This window comes from Lichenibacterium minor (assembly GCF_004137685.1).
GTDB lineage: Bacteria > Pseudomonadota > Alphaproteobacteria > Rhizobiales > Beijerinckiaceae > Lichenihabitans > Lichenihabitans minor.
On record NZ_QYBB01000179.1, the window covers coordinates 1 to 702 of the forward strand.

Sequence of the window (702 nt, forward strand, 5' to 3'; positions counted from 1 at the left end):
GGGGGCGGCTTGATGGCCAAGCTGTCGCCGCTCTACCCCACGAAGCCCGTCGACGTGTCGACTCGCCTGCGCGCCTTGCCGGAGGACGGCACGGTGCCGGACATGCCGGGCTGGCGCTGGATCCACACGCCCGGCCACTCCGCCGGTCATGTCTCGCTGTGGCGCGAGGGCGACCGCGCCCTCATCGTGGGCGACGCCTTCGTGACCACGGCCGCCGAATCCGCCTACGCCACCATCACTCAGGCGCCGGAGTTGCACGGGCCGCCGCGCTACTACACGACGGACTGGGACGCGGCGCGCGCTTCGGTCGAAGCCCTGGCCAAGCTCGATCCCGATCTCGTCATCACCGGCCATGGCCGCGCCATGCGAGGGACGGAGATGCGCGACGCGCTCCACGGCCTGGCCCGCGACTTCGACCGCGTCGCGGTGCCGGAGCACGGCCTCTACCTCGACCGGCCCGCCAGGGCCGAGGACGGCACGGCGTACCGGCCGGTCCAGCGCCCCCGGGCACCCGGGAACATCACCAACCGCAACGGAACCAAAGGAGGCCGCATGTCCCCGAGATTGAAGCCCATCGCCGAGCAGGTCATCATCATCACCGGTGCCTCGTCCGGCATCGGCCTCGCAACGGCCCGCATGGCGGCGAAGCGGGGGGCACGCCTCGTCCTGGCAGCCCGCAGCGGCGGCGCGCTCGGCAAGCTC

The 702-nt window shown here is 72.6% G+C and carries 1 protein-coding gene; it reads left to right on the forward strand.

The window, feature by feature from the left end:
* Positions 1–12: 12 nt before the first annotated feature.
* Positions 13–702, forward strand: a 690-nt coding sequence (locus D3273_RS27945) for an SDR family NAD(P)-dependent oxidoreductase (protein WP_245501431.1), incomplete at its 3' end; no start/stop codon positions are given.